The following is a 12,495-nucleotide window of genomic DNA, read 5'->3' on the forward strand; positions in this document are numbered from 1 at the left end:
GGTTCACTCTCCCCCGTTCTGATGCGGGGCGGCGGGCACCGGCGTCCGGCCGAGAAAGCGGTCGCGGTTCTCGGCCCAAGTGGCGTGGCAGCCGGGATCACTCCCTGCGGCCTCGCCCAACTGCTGGCAACGGCGCAGGCTCTGGCGGAGCGGATCGGCAGAGGGTTGAAGCGACGGAGCCGGGCGGTTCTGCGCCGGTTCGTCCTCGCGGGCCATTTCGATCACCGTGGCGGTGATGGCGATAGCCACGAATATGATCGCGCCCAGCCGGGCCAGCATCTTGCCGTCCATGTTGCGCCCCTCCTGTCCGGTTAGTTGTTGCCGTTGCCGAACATCCGGGCATTGCCGGGCTGGTAGCCCGAACCTGGTGTCAGGAAGCGCTCGCGCTGCACACGGCCCTGTTCGGCGGCGGTGGCGCGTTCGGCTTCGCTCAGCGCCTCGGACCGGCCATTGGCCGACATCAGTGCGATCAGGTCGGAAAGCTGCTGCGACTGGAGGGCGAGAAGCTGGTTGCCCGCTTGCGTTGCCTGCAAGGCGCCAGTGGCGTTCTGGCTCTGGCCGACCAGAGCCGACATCTCGGCGCGGTTGGTGTCAATATTGCCGACCACACCAGCCTGCACGCGCATGGCATCCTGCAAACCGCCAACTGTGTTCTGCCAGCGCGAACGGGCATCCGCGACAAGCTGGGTGTCGGTGGCCGACAGCGAGACATTGCCGTATTTTTGGCTGAACATCTGATCGACGTTCTGCACGTCGAAGGCGATGTTCTGGGCCTGGCTCAGGAGCTGCTGCGTGCGCTGGACGTTCTGCTGCAACGCCTGAAGCGAGGAATATGGCAGGCTCGCCAGATTCTTCGCCTGATTGATGAGCATCTGCGCCTCGTTCTGAAGCGAGGTGATCTGATGGTTGATCTGCTCCAGCGTGCGAGCGGCAGTCAGAAGGTTCTGCGCGTAGTTGGTCGGGTCATAGACGATGCGACCGAAACCGAACTGTGCGTGGGCCGGGCTGGTCAGCATGGGTGAGAGCGCAAGCGGCGCGGCAAGCAGTGTTGCCGCCATGAGCATGGCCCGCAAACGGGAAAGACGGATAGTCATGGTCAGGACTCCTTTTCGGTCTGGGGGGTGAGATTGGTGAGATCGGGGATCAGCTCGGCCGCCCATTCGACGCCGCGCTCGCGCAGCCAGGCGGCGAGGAAGCCGTCCTGCCCATTTTCGGTTACAAGATCGGCGATGCGGGTCTGATCGGATTTGGATGACGCGGCGCAGAGCGCGAGGCCGACTTCGGAGAGGCCCAGCTCAAACAGGCGATTGCCGCGCCGCGACTGGCAGTAATAGTCCCGCTTGGGACTGGCCCGTGCGAGGATCTCGATCTGCCGGTCATTGAGGCCGAAACGGCGGTAGATCGCCGTGATCTGCGGCTCGATCGCGCGTTCGTTCGGCAGGAGCAGCCGTGTCGGGCAGCTTTCGATGATGGCGGGCGCAATATTACTGCCGTCGATGTCGGACAGGCTTTGCGTGGCGAAGATGACCGAAGCGTTTTTCTTCCTCAGCGTCTTCAGCCATTCGCGGAGCTGGTTTGAGAAGCCTTCATCATCCAGGGCAAGCCAGCCCTCGTCGATGATAAGCAGCGTCGGTCGCCCGTCGAGCCGGTCGCCGATGCGGTGGAACAGATAGGCCAGCACGGCAGGCGCAGCGCCCGTACCTACCAGCCCCTCGATCTCGAAGGCTTGTACATCGGCGTGACCGAGATGTTCAGCCTCGGCATCAAGCAACCGGCCATAAGCGCCGCCGATGCAATAGGGCCGCAGCGCCTGTTTCAGGTCATTGGATTGCAGCAGGACCGCAAGACCTGTGATGGTGCGTTCGCTGACGGGAGCAGATGCCAGCGAGGTCAGCGCCGTCCAGATATGCTCCTTCACCTCCGGCGTGACGGTCATGCCTTCGCGCATCAGAATGGCGGCGATCCAGTCAGCGGCCCATGACCGTTCATAAGCGTCATCAATTCGCGCGAGCGGTTGCAGGGAAACGGAAACCTCCGATCCCTCGGTCAACCCGCCGCCGAGGTCATGCCAATCGCCGCCCATGGCGAGCGCGGATGCCCGGATCGATCCCCCGAAGTCGAAGGCGAATACCTGGCTGCGCTCATAGCGACGGAATTGCAGCGCCATCAGCGCCAGCAGCACGGACTTGCCCGCGCCGGTCGGGCCGACGACGAGAGTATGTCCCACGTCGCCGACATGAAGGGAAAGCCGGAACGGCGTCGAACCCTCGGTCTTGCCGTAAAGCAAGGGGGGCGCTCCGAGGTGTTCGTTCCGTTCCGGCCCCGCCCACACGGCCGATAACGGGATCATGTGGGCAAGGTTAAGCGTCGAGATTGGCGGCTGCCGGACATTGGCGTAGGCATGTCCGGGGATCGAGCCTAGCCAGGCATCGACGGCGTTGACTGTTTCCGGCATGGCCGTGAAGTCACGGCCCTGAATGATCTTCTCGACCAGACGCAGCTTCTCGTCAGCCATACGGGGATCGGCGTCCCAGACGGTGACGGTTGCTGTGACATAGGCCATGCCGGCGACGTCAGCGCCGAGTTCCTGCAAGGCCATGTCAGCATCGAGGGCTTTGTTGGACGCATCGGTGTCCACCAGCGCCGATTGCTCGTTGGTCATCACCTCCTTGAGGATCGCAGCAATGGATTTGCGCTTGGCAAACCACTGGCGGCGGATTTTGGTGAGGAGCTTCGTCGCATCCGTCTTGTCCATCAGGATGGCGCGGGTGGACCAGCGGTACGGGAACGCGAGCCGGTTTATTTCGTCGAGCAGGCCAGGCGTGGTCGCGGTCGGGAAGCCGATGATCGTGAGGACGCGCAGATGCTGATCGCCAAGGCGCGGCTCCAGTCCGCCGGTCAGGGGCTGGTCGGGCAACAGCGCATCAAGGTGCATCGGCACTTCGGGCACGCGCACGCGATACCGGTTGGTCGAGATGGTCGAATGCAAATAGGTGAGCGTGCCGCTATCATCGAGCCAGCCGCATTCCGGCATAAACCCGTCGAGCAAGGCCAGCACGCGGTCGGTGCGGTCGATGAAGCCGCGCAACAATTCATGCGGATTGACGCCAGATTGCTCGCGGCCTTCATAGAGCCATGTCTCGGCACGAGCCGCGTCCTCGGCAGGTGGCAGCCAGAGGAAGGTCAGGAAATAGCCTGAAACGAAATGGGTGCCAGCTTCCTCGAAGCCAGCCTTGCGTTCGGCATCGACCAAAGCGGAGGCCGGATCTGGAAAACGGCTGTCTGGATAGGTCGCGGCCTGGGAGCGCTGCGCTTCAACAAAAATCGACCAGCCTGACCCAAGACGACGCACTGCGTTGTTGATGCGACCGGCGACCGCGACCAGTTCGGCAGCGACAGCAGAATCCAGATCCGGCCCGCGAAACTTCGCCGTCCTCTGAAAACTGCCATCCTTGTTCAGCACAATGCCTGGCGCGACCAGAGCTGCCCACGGCAGATAGTCGGAAAGCCGGGCGGAGGTGCGGCGATATTCGCTGAGGTTCATCATAGCCGCGCCCTCACACTGACAAATGACCGGGGATGCGCAGATGCCTGCGGCCGACTTCGACGAAGAGCGGATCGCGTTTAGCTGCCCATACCGCGAGAAAGTGTCCGACTGCCCAGATGGCGAGACCGACCAGCCACAGGCGTAGGCCGAGGCCTACGGCCCCGGCCAGCGTGCCATTGACGATGGCGATGGAGCGCGGTGCGCCGCCGAGCAGGATATGCTCGGTGAGCGCCCGGTGGACCGGGACGGAAAAACCCGGCACCGCGTCGAGCTGTTCGAGGCCGCCCGCCATCAGATGAGCGCCCCGCCGCCGAACGAGAAGAACGACAGGAAGAAGGAACTGGCGGCGAAGGCGATGCTGAGGCCAAACACGATCTGGATTAGCTTGCGGAAGCCACCGCCCGTATCGCCGAAGGCCAGCGCCAAACCTGTCGAGATAATGACAATCACGGCGATGATTTTGGCGACCGGCCCCTCGATCGACTGAAGGATGGATTGCAGGGGTGCTTCCCAGGGCATGGAAGAGCCGGAAGCGTGTGCGGCAGGCGCCAGCATCAGGCTGATGGAAACAACGGCGGCGGCGGTTGCCATGATGCGGCAGCCGCGCGAAATCGTGCGGATCATGAATGATCTCCTTTCGAGGTGGTTGCAGGGGTGATTGCGTAGTCGCCGTCTGGTCCAAGCCCGTCGACGCGGGCGAGTTCGACCAGGCGGCGGGAAGATCCGCGCCCGGCAAGGACGGCAACAAGGTCGATGGTCTCGGCGATCAGCGCGCGCGGGACGGTGATGACAGCTTCCTGGATGAGCTGTTCCAGACGGCGCAGGGCACCGATGCCGGAACCGGCATGAATGGTGCCGATGCCGCCAGGATGTCCCGTTCCCCAAGCTTTAAGCAGATCGAGCGCTTCGGAACCACGGACCTCCCCGACCGGGATGCGATCAGGGCGAAGGCGCAACGATGAGCGGACCAGATCGGAGAGCGTCGCCACGCCATCCTTGGTCCGCATGGCCACGAGATTGGGCGCGGCGCATTGCAGCTCGCGCGTATCCTCGATGATGACCACGCGATCCGATGTCTTCGCCACCTCGGCCAGCAGCGCATTGGTTAGTGTGGTTTTGCCGGTGGACGTGCCGCCAGCCACTAGGATGTTGGCGCGCGTGGCGACGTTCAGGCGCAGCACTTCAGCCTGAAAACTGGTCATGATCCCGGCTGCCACATAATCGTCGAGCGTGAACACCGCGACGGCGGGCTTACGGATGGCGAAGGCGGGCGCGGCGACAACGGGTGGTAACAATCCCTCGAACCGTTCGCCGGTTTCGGGCAGCTCGGCCGAGACGCGAGGGGATCGGGCATGAACCTCTGCACTGACATGATGGGCGACGAGGCGCACGATCCGCTCGCCATCGGCAGCGGAAAGTCTTTCCCCCGTGTCGGCCAGACCTTCGGACAGCCGATCCACCCAGATACGGCCATCCGGGTTCAGCATAACTTCGACCACGCCAGGATCTTCCAGAAACCGGGCGATGGATGCCCCAAGCGCGGTACGCAGCATCCGCGCACCACGGGCAATCGTTTCCGGCTTCTGATGTGGTGCGGTCATAGCGGCCCCGTTCATGAAGGGGCGCGCAAAAGACGGACCCCGGATCGGGGTCGATTAAAAGAACCTGATTTTGGACTGTTTCAACATATGTTTACGCGCGTGCGGCCATCGGCGGGGTCTGGCGGTGAATAGGCCGGGTTGCAATCCTAGACCCCATCGCCGTCACCTTCGTTTTTACCGCCCAATGGGGTGTCGTGTAGCGCAGCCATATCGTGCGATATTTCTTTGAGAAACCTGTCACCGGTGGCGAGGCGCTTACCAAGTGACTGCATGAACGCCTCAAAACGCTCATTTCCTTTGATACGCGCAGATTGCTTTGCGCTGTCCGGCAACGGCGGCGTGAGGGTCAGCCAGAATTGTACGAATAGCGAAAGGGTTTCGCCCAGAATGGCGATATCCTCGTTCAGTGTGTCGAACTGACGGCCAAGCTTGTCCAGGCGGCGCGACATGGCGGCTTCCAGCCGCTCAGTCGTATCGCCGGACATGAAGGATGCTACCGCAGCCTCGATCACGGCGGATTTTGAGACATTGCGGCGTAGCGCCAGCGCTTCCACCTGTTTCAGCAGAGCGGGGTCGAAATAGACATTCATACGGGTGCGCGTCATCATGGGCGCCCTTTCAAAGTTCAATGCCGTCATCGGGATTCATCGACGCCTGCCGGGCAATCATCCGCATCCGCGATCGCAGAGCACGGGCCTTGGCGGCATCAACGTCCGGCTCATCATCCAGAAAATCGAACTCCTGCGATGGTGGCGGAGGTGGCGGGATGATTTCCTCATGCTCAGGTAGTTCAGGTTCGCGCCGGATACCGGCATTGGCCGGATCGTCATCGGATGTATCTGAGGCGGAGACATTGCCGGTCGCAGCCGCGACAATGCGGCTCGTCCAGTCATCTGGCGCCGATGTGCTGATTTTTACCGACTGCTTGCGCAGATCGGGCGGCGACATTACCCGTTCCTGAAACCGCGCATCAGCATAGTAGCGTGCCTTGGCCGCACGGATCGGCGGGACCCCCGCCACCATGACGATCTCGTCGGTGAGTGGAAGCTGCATGATTTCGCCGGGCGTCAGGAGTGGCCGCGCCGTTTCCTGCCGTGACACCATAAGGTGCCCCAGCCATGGTGCGAGGCGATGGCCGGCATAGTTGGTAGAATCGCGCATTTCCGTAGCCGTGCCGAGCGCATCGCTGATCCGCTTGGCGGTGCGCTCGTCATTGGCCGCGAAGGCCACGCGCACATGGCAATTATCGAGAATGGCATTGTTCTGCCCGTAGGCGCGCTCGATCTGGTTCAAGGATTGGGCGATTAGGAACGCTTTCAGACCGTAGCCGGCCATGAAGGCGAGCGCCGATTCAAAGAAATCCAGCCGCCCCAGTGCGGGGAACTCGTCCAGCATTAGCAGCAGCCGATGCCGCTTGCCGGACGTTTCCAGTTCCTCGGTCAACCGCCGCCCGACCTGGTTAAGAATGAGGCGGATCAGTGGCTTGGTCCGATTGATGTCCGAGGGTGGCACGACAAGATAGAGACTGACCGGCTCTTTCGCGCCAACCAGATCGGCGATGCGCCAGTCGCAGCGCTCCGTCACGCGGGCCACAACCGGATCTCGATAAAGTCCAAGAAACGACATGGCGGTCGAAAGCACGCCAGAGCGTTCGTTCTCGGATTTGTTCAGAAGCTCCCGTGCAGACGAGGCAATGACGGGATGCACCCCGGCTTCGCCCAGATGCGGCGTGTCCATCATCGCGCGTAAGGTCGCCTCGACCGGACGGCGCGGATCGGACAGGAAATTGGCGACACCAGCCAGTGTCTTTTCTTTCTCGGCGTAGAGAACATGCAGGATCGCACCGACCAGCAGGCTGTGGCTGGTCTTTTCCCAGTGGTTGCGTTTGTCGAGGCTGCCTTCGGGATCAACGAGAATGTCCGCGATGTTCTGCACATCGCGGACTTCCCATTCCCCCTGCCGGACTTCCAGCAGCGGATTATAGGCTGCCGAATGCACATTGGTCGGATCGAACAGCAAGACGCGGCCATGATTGGACCGGAAGCCTGCGGTCAGATTCCAGTTCTCGCCTTTGATGTCATGGACAATGCAGCTTCCCGGCCAGGTCAGCAGCGTCGGCACCACGAGGCCAACACCCTTGCCGGATCGGGTTGGCGCAAAGCACAGCACATGCTCGGGGCCGTCATGACGCAGATAATCCTTGCTGTGCCGCCCCAACACGACGCCATCCGGGCGGAGCAATCCGGCAGCATGGATTTCCTTGTCCTCGGCCCAGCGCGCAGAACCGTAGGTGGCGACATTGCGGGCTTCCCGTGCCCGGATGATCGACAGGAGAAAGGCGGCAGCTATGGCAAGAACCGCCCCGGACGCGGCGATGAACGCGCCTTCGGTAAAGATGCCGGGCGCATAGGCGTCATAGGAAAACCACCACCAGAAGAAGGCAGGTGGATAATAGAGTGGCCATCCGGCAATATCGAACCAGGGATCGCCGAGCTGGGGCTGGAAGCCAAGCCGGAAAGCAACCCATTGCGTTGCAGCCCATACCATCACCACGACGATGGTGAAGACGACAATGATCTGGTTCCAGAGTATTCGGCCTCCACGCATACAGGCTCCAATTGGCAAGAGTGACGGAGCCGATCAGAGAATAGCGGTTTACGCGAGTGGCAACAGAAAAGGTCTTGCCGGAGGAATGCCGGATACCATCGGCGGCAAATAGGAAGGATGCAGCGGCCCCCTCAGGATGCGTTACCGAGTATCAGGGGAAAGGTGGTGGCAGTCGACTTTCTTCGCGACGCTGAGGAGTTTTGAAAGCGCAGGATCGCGATTTTGGGGCGACCACACCGCAGAAAAGGCTATCGTTTCCGGTTCGTCGCTGATCGGCAGAAAGCAAACGTTCGCAGTATTGGCTCGGATGACTTCCTCCACAAACAGAGAAATACCATGGCCCGCCGCAATCATTGATAGCAACGTGCTGCGTCCAACATCGCAACGGTGAATTGTCGGCGTCAACCAGTTTCCAGTCGCCCGCGTCACGATCAGGTCATGAATCTGTGGGCCGCTTCCGCCATGCCGAACGAGAAATGTTTCACCGGCGAGTTGACGCCACTCGATGTTTGTCCGCAGGGCCAAAGGATGCACAACTGGTAACGCGACGACCAGACGATCGCGCCATATGACGCGCGAATTGAGGTCAGAAATTTCATGGTTCTGAGCTATAAAAGCGATATCAATTCTGCATTCCCGAAGCATCATCTCAGCTTCACGGGCCGTTGCTTCTGTGATTTGCAACCGAATATCTGGATACTTGTCGTGGAATTGATTCAGTAATCGGTCGAGGAACCAACCTGCTGTAAGCGCATAAACGCCGATCCGCAGTTCGCCCTTATCTCCTTGTGCATTCATTCCGGCGGTCTTGATCGCAGCATCAAGAGTGCTGACGGCTTCCTGAACTTGATCGACGAACTCGCGTCCAGCATCGGTGAGCCGAACGCCGCGCGTGTTGCGCTGGAAGAGAATGACACCAAGGTCCTCTTCCAGCAGCTTGATCCGGGCGCTGACACTCGACTGACTGGTGCCCAACGCCGAAGCGGCCCGTTGGAAACTCAAATACTCGGCAACAGCCAGCGTTTGGACGAGCGATTTCAGTGAAACCCGTCCGTCTGTAAGAGCGTAAATCCGTGACGCTCTTGTTGCGCGACCTTTGCTACGGCGCAAAACTACCTCTGTGATAAGGTTCGCAACAATCTAAGTCAGGTGACCGCGAGTTTGCCATCGCTGCTTGAGAACTCATGCCCACGAAACCAATCACCGTGAGCCGGGTGGGAGGTGTTTCGCTGACTTGGGTCCGCAACTGTCCAGTCGCCACTTAAAAGGCTTAGGCATGAACATGTCCTTGATCATCATTGATATCGTGAGAGCGCATGGTGTAGTGATGACAGTCCTCCAGCGCAGCACTAGCGTGATGCCCCTAGCTCAGCTTGTTTGTCGGTCCAATCAGGCGGAGCGCCCAGCCGATTAGCGATCCGGCCAGCTATACCCGGTGAGCGCCCGAAGGTATCGCACGCGGCGTGCTTGGGCTTGCCACCAAACCATGACTGGATCCGGTTGGCTGATGGCAGCGAAAAATCGGGTCCATTTCGATCCTGGCCATAGACCAGAAGCTTTGCGAACTCGCTCCCAAAAGTGGCCGCTAATGCGTAAGCATCTCCAACCTCGGATACTTGTGGCGTGTTCGAAATCGAGTTAGCTCCGCGCGCCCAGACCGACGCAGCGAGCTGATTCCCTCGCTGGCCAACTGCTTCGGCTTCAATCGCAATGCCGCCGAGCCCGATTGGCAGGCGTGGAGCGGCTAGGGGAAGCGCTACTGCGGTCCCGAGCGTTAACGCCGTTGAAGCTCCCGCTGCGACTTTGTCCGTCGGTATTATATCCGTGACGACTGCGCGAACGGTAACGTCGGCACCCTGGCCGAAGGGTACCATGTAAAACCGGTCACTAAGCGCGATACAGAGTGAGCGATCAAGGATGTTCGTCACCAATCTGCGATCATCCGGGGTCTGCACTCGCAAAGCGGCTGCCTGAGTGAAGCTCGTAGGAATGATCGTAGCAGTTCTCAATGGTGACAGAGCCGCGCTGTCGACATAAGTTCGCCGCTTGGACAGTTTGCCTTTCTCAGGACTAAGGCGACTGTACGAGGTGAGCGTACCGCCCTCTTTTAGAGGCACGGTTGTGCATGCGGTAAGCAAGGGCATAGCCAACAAAAAAAAGAGTCCCGTACGGCATGAGGATACCAATGTTCCATCAAGACGCCACGCGTGTTTCGTGATGAACCGCATTCTGTCCCGCCCGAACTTTATCGCATTTGTCTGCGCGGGCTCACCTCTTCCAATACTTATTTTTATCAACGCTCGACACCCCTGCCCTCGCGCGCAAACGAGCTAGAAGGCAGCCTCTCAGTTGCAAGTCCAGTCGCACCCTCTGCTTGCAGCGAGACGGCAGGTCGAAAACGGTACTCGTGGATATTGGCTGGCGTTTCCTTGCCCTGCATCCTTGAGATCAGCGCACGAAGTGGTGGCGACAGTAGCCAGTTGCGAGTGAGAATACCCAAGCGGGTGCGAGGCGTAGAAAGCCCCGTGAATAGCTGCTTTTGCTTTCGCGCAACCAACGGGCGCTGGCCAGCTTCGTAGCCTGACAAAGCTGCGGAAGAAATTCCATGGGCAGCCAGTTCTCCTGCCAACCGGTAAGCGCCGGTTAATGCAAGAAGCGCGCCTGCACCTGACGCAGGGGACGCGCAATATGCGGCATCTCCCACAAGCACCACCCGCCCCGACGACCATGATGGCATCTGAACCTGAGCAAGCGCATCAAAGTAGAAATTAGGAGAGCTGTCGGTCTTCCCAAGCAGGGCAGGTACATGCCAGCCGAGACCCGTAAAGGCCTCGCGTAGCATAGCGCGCTGCTTCTCGACGTCGCGGTAATCGTAGCTGAGCGGAGTATCGCTGCGAAACATGAAGTTTATTTGCCCAAGTCCAGGCTCGGCGCGGAAGATTGCCGCGGATTTTCCAGGCTCGTTGTAAAACGTCACCCAGCCGTATTCGCCCATGGGAAGATCGACGTTCACAAAAGCGAAGTAGTGTTGCTTGAATTTCAGGAACGCCTCCTCCGCCCCAAACACTGCGCGACGCACACTCGAATGCAGCCCATCCGCGCCGATGACCAGGTCGAACCGTTGAGGCGGCCCCTTTGCGAACGTGACATCCACCCCACGTTCATCTTGGGTGAAAGTTTTGATCGTTTCGCCAAATATGTAGTTCACGTCGTTCTTGGTTGCGTCGAAGAGCAGTTCCGCCAGATCGCCGCGCTTGATCTCCAGATCCTCGGAACCAACCATCCGTTCCATTGCCGCAAGCGGCATTCTCGCGCGTTCCCGATCGCGGTGATCGACGAAACGCATACCCTTGATTCTGAGGACCCTGGCGCGAACAGCAGATAAAAGGCCCATTCTCTCGATAACTGCGAGCGCCTCCGACCTTACGTCAACACCGTTTCCGCCCCGGCGCAACTCAGATGCCTGCTCGACGATGGTGACATCGAAGCCGGCACGCACTAGCCAGAAAGCGGCCGTAGGTCCAGCGATGCTGGCCCCAACAATAAGTATTCTGGGTCTGGTCATGGCTGCACAATCTCAGTCATTCCGCGCGGCGCTGCCGGACCCAGACCGATAGAGCACAGCCAATTCAATACGACCTCATGCGTGACGTTTCGATTGTCCACCTGACAATGTTCAAGACCACCCAGCCGCCGATCTTCGATCGCGACGAAGGATTTGTTGGACGTCCCTGCCTGCTGATAATTTGTCAGAGCTTGATGGAGCGGATTTGGTTGCACCATCACCTCCTCTACGCCGTGCATGACGAGAAGAGGGCACTCGATTTTTTCCACAAAACCATCGAGATTGTAGTTGAAACGAGGGTCGTTCGCGAAATCGTCCAGGCTTTCTGCGCCCAAAATATGCATTGCGTGGGCTGCGTAGCTGGGCGGCATCCACTTGAGCATTTCACCCCAATTGAACTTGTGCGGCCCTCCATTAGAAATGACCGCGGCCAAACGAGGATCCTGTGAGGCAAGCCTGAGTGAATCGTAGCCTGAGAAACTCTCGCCGAACACAATGATCTTGCTCGCATCAACCTCGGGCCGGGAAGCAAGGAAATCTACTGCCTTGGAATGAAAGTGTTCCGCGTCTGCGCGCCTTGGCTTTCCTTTTTCATAAAGGGATAGTCCTGTGCCGGGCTGGTCGTAAACGAAGAAGTTGTATCCGCTTTGGATTAATGCTGGGCCAATGTTGAAATAGTTTTCCGTAGTCTGGCAATCGCCGCCATTCAAAGACAATACAGTCGCTCTAGGCTCCTGCACCCAGGGTGGGGCGAAAAAATACCCCTCGAGTTTCACACCTTCGTAGTCGATTTGCACCTTCTCAGGAACCACATCGAAATAGCGAGAGGCGGCGTCGAATAGCTCAGATGTCTTTTTAAGCAGATCAATTTTTCGCGTGTCTTGGGCCTCAATCAAGAATTCCGCGACACGGTTGTAGTTGCACGCTCGGCAGTAGGCGTTTCTTGCGGAGAGCCAGTTGCCGGTGGCTTCAGCATCCCGCCCATGCTTTTCCACGGCTCTCGATGTCGCAAGCCATTCCCTGATCCAAGAGTCGTCACTCTCCGGGTCAATTCTCTTGCAGGCTTCAAAAATCTCGGTGACGTCTGCAAATCCAAGGGACGCAAGCCCCAGAATCTTGGTAACCTGAAATGATCTCACGGGATTTTCTGGCCAGTGGCCAAACTCGATTGTCAT

Annotated in this window: 12 protein-coding genes; all 12 read right to left on the reverse strand. The window is 59.6% G+C overall.

Annotation, left to right across the window (positions count from 1 at the left end; genetic code table 11):
* Positions 1-3: 3 nt before the first annotated feature.
* On the reverse strand, positions 4-291 hold the full coding sequence (gene trbK-alt / locus AAIB41_RS08415) for a putative entry exclusion protein TrbK-alt (RefSeq protein ID WP_343312859.1): 288 nt from the start codon (positions 289-291) through the stop codon (positions 4-6).
* A gap of 20 nt (positions 292-311) precedes the next feature.
* The gene (trbJ, locus tag AAIB41_RS08420; RefSeq protein WP_343312860.1) at positions 312-1,094 is read right to left on the reverse strand and encodes a P-type conjugative transfer protein TrbJ; all 783 of its coding nucleotides are present in this window, start codon (positions 1,092-1,094) and stop codon (positions 312-314) included.
* A gap of 2 nt (positions 1,095-1,096) precedes the next feature.
* Positions 1,097-3,547 (reverse strand): conjugal transfer protein TrbE, encoded by a 2,451-nt coding sequence (gene trbE, locus AAIB41_RS08425; protein WP_343312861.1) that lies wholly within the window; start codon positions 3,545-3,547, stop codon positions 1,097-1,099.
* A 10-nt stretch (positions 3,548-3,557) separates the two neighbouring features.
* On the reverse strand, positions 3,558-3,839 hold the full coding sequence (locus AAIB41_RS08430) for a VirB3 family type IV secretion system protein (RefSeq protein ID WP_210105279.1): 282 nt from the start codon (positions 3,837-3,839) through the stop codon (positions 3,558-3,560).
* Positions 3,839-4,171 carry a TrbC/VirB2 family protein gene (locus AAIB41_RS08435; RefSeq protein WP_343312862.1) on the reverse strand — a complete coding sequence of 111 codons (333 nt, stop codon included), beginning with the start codon at positions 4,169-4,171 and terminating at the stop codon, positions 3,839-3,841. Before AAIB41_RS08435 ends, AAIB41_RS08430 begins: the two co-directional genes overlap by 1 nt.
* Positions 4,168-5,148 (reverse strand): P-type conjugative transfer ATPase TrbB, encoded by a 981-nt coding sequence (gene trbB, locus AAIB41_RS08440; protein WP_343312863.1) that lies wholly within the window; start codon positions 5,146-5,148, stop codon positions 4,168-4,170. The genes AAIB41_RS08435 and trbB overlap by 4 nt, the downstream gene beginning before the upstream one ends.
* A 146-nt stretch (positions 5,149-5,294) precedes the next feature.
* The gene (locus AAIB41_RS08445) at positions 5,295-5,756 is read right to left on the reverse strand and encodes a CopG family transcriptional regulator (RefSeq protein WP_343312864.1); all 462 of its coding nucleotides are present in this window, start codon (positions 5,754-5,756) and stop codon (positions 5,295-5,297) included.
* Positions 5,757-5,766: 10 nt separating this feature from the next.
* Positions 5,767-7,755 carry a conjugal transfer protein TraG gene (locus tag AAIB41_RS08450; RefSeq protein WP_343312865.1) on the reverse strand — a complete coding sequence of 663 codons (1,989 nt, stop codon included), beginning with the start codon at positions 7,753-7,755 and terminating at the stop codon, positions 5,767-5,769.
* 141 nt (positions 7,756-7,896) lie between these two features.
* Complete coding sequence (locus AAIB41_RS08455) at positions 7,897-8,865, reverse strand: LysR substrate-binding domain-containing protein (RefSeq protein WP_343312866.1); 969 nt, start codon at positions 8,863-8,865, stop codon at positions 7,897-7,899.
* A gap of 239 nt (positions 8,866-9,104) precedes the next feature.
* A complete protein-coding gene (locus AAIB41_RS08460) occupies positions 9,105-9,983 on the reverse strand; it encodes a DUF3313 domain-containing protein (protein ID WP_343312867.1) in 879 nt (292 codons plus the stop codon).
* Positions 9,984-10,048: 65 nt separating this feature from the next.
* Positions 10,049-11,320: an FAD-dependent monooxygenase gene (locus AAIB41_RS08465; RefSeq protein ID WP_343312868.1), complete on the reverse strand. Its 1,272-nt coding sequence runs from the start codon at positions 11,318-11,320 to the stop codon at positions 10,049-10,051.
* On the reverse strand, positions 11,317-12,495 hold the full coding sequence (locus tag AAIB41_RS08470) for an alpha/beta hydrolase (protein WP_111827804.1): 1,179 nt from the start codon (positions 12,493-12,495) through the stop codon (positions 11,317-11,319). Before AAIB41_RS08470 ends, AAIB41_RS08465 begins: the two co-directional genes overlap by 4 nt.

Source organism: Brucella sp. BE17 (genome assembly GCF_039545455.1).
GTDB lineage: Bacteria > Pseudomonadota > Alphaproteobacteria > Rhizobiales > Rhizobiaceae > Brucella.